Here is a 1,010-nt window from a genome sequence, read left to right as displayed (position 1 = left end):
GGATCCGGGTAAGGCTCGTAAGGGGGATAAGGGTTCGGCTGCTGGTGGTGGTGGGATGCCGCCGATGATGCCGGTAGGTGGTGGTCTGGGCGCCGGCGGTGGTGGGGGTGCTCCTGCTGCTGCTGGTGTGGGTGGGGTGGGTGCGCAGTTGGCTGGTGGTCAGGCGTAGGTTGCGGTGGGTCAGGTAGCGCGGGCTGCTGGTTTGAATTCTGGTACGGCCACACCACCGGCCACACCCGGTGGTGGTCTACCCGGTGGTGGTGGTCTGTCTGGTGGTGGTCTGTCTGGTGGTGGTTTGGCTGCGGCTGGGGCAGATCCCGCCGCGGCGGGTCCTGTGATGGTAGGCCCGGACGGGCAGCCCCTCGATGCTTATGGGCGTCCCCTCGATGCTTATGGGCGTCCCCTCGATGCTTATGGGCGGCCCCTCGACTCGTATGGGCGTCCTCTGGGGCCGGATGGGCGGCCGGTTGGTTCGGGCGAGCCCGGGGTGCCTGGTGTGGGCGCGGGCTGGGACCCCCACCCCAGCTATCCCGGCCAGCCCGGCTACCCCGGCTACCCCGGTTACCCCGGCGGGCCTGGTCAGCCTGGTTTTCCGGGTGTTCCGGGTGGTCCTGGTCAGCCTGGTTACCCGGGTGGGCCGGGTGGGCCGGGTGGTGGTTATGGGTTTGTTCGGCCCACACCGGGTAAGGATGCCCCGGTAGCACCTTCCCCTGGTGAGGGTGCTGGGGGTGTGCTGGCGGGTTCTGGTGGCGGGTTCGGTGATTTCGGTGCCACCACCCCAACCGGCGCACTGCGGGGTCGGGCTTCTGGGCCGATGGCGGAAAGTGGACGCTTCGACAATCTGCGCCGCAGGGGCCGCGAAGCCGCTGAACGCGGGGTGCGCTCGGCTGGTGGTGGGGCCTACCGGCCTTCTGGGGACATGTCCCACACCGCCGATTTCGGCAGCCTGGACGCCGCGATGAAGCAATGGGACGAGCGCTCCGCTACCGCAGACGGACTCTATGGTGGCT

The 1,010-nt window shown here is 69.1% G+C and carries 2 protein-coding genes; both read left to right on the top strand.

Annotated elements, in window-relative coordinates; all coding sequences use genetic code 11:
* Positions 1-434 precede the first annotated feature (434 nt).
* On the top strand, positions 435-701 hold the full coding sequence (locus tag EII42_RS13055) for a hypothetical protein (RefSeq protein ID WP_158676510.1): 267 nt from the start codon (positions 435-437) through the stop codon (positions 699-701).
* Between the two features lie 113 nt (positions 702-814).
* Positions 815-1,010: hypothetical protein (locus EII42_RS13050; protein WP_158676509.1), on the top strand; the 196-nt coding region annotated here is incomplete at its 3' end.

It is taken from the genome of Tessaracoccus sp. OH4464_COT-324, assembly GCF_003932855.1.
In the GTDB taxonomy this organism is placed as follows: domain Bacteria; phylum Actinomycetota; class Actinomycetes; order Propionibacteriales; family Propionibacteriaceae; genus Arachnia.
Note: the sequence above shows the minus strand (reverse complement) of the source record. Positions and strands in the feature narration are given on the sequence as shown.

Excerpts from the sequence above, each read along its gene's own strand:
- EII42_RS13055 (WP_158676510.1), top strand. The coding sequence starts at position 435 with ATGGGCGTCCTCTGGGGCCGGATGGGCGGCCGGTTGGTTCGGGCGAGC.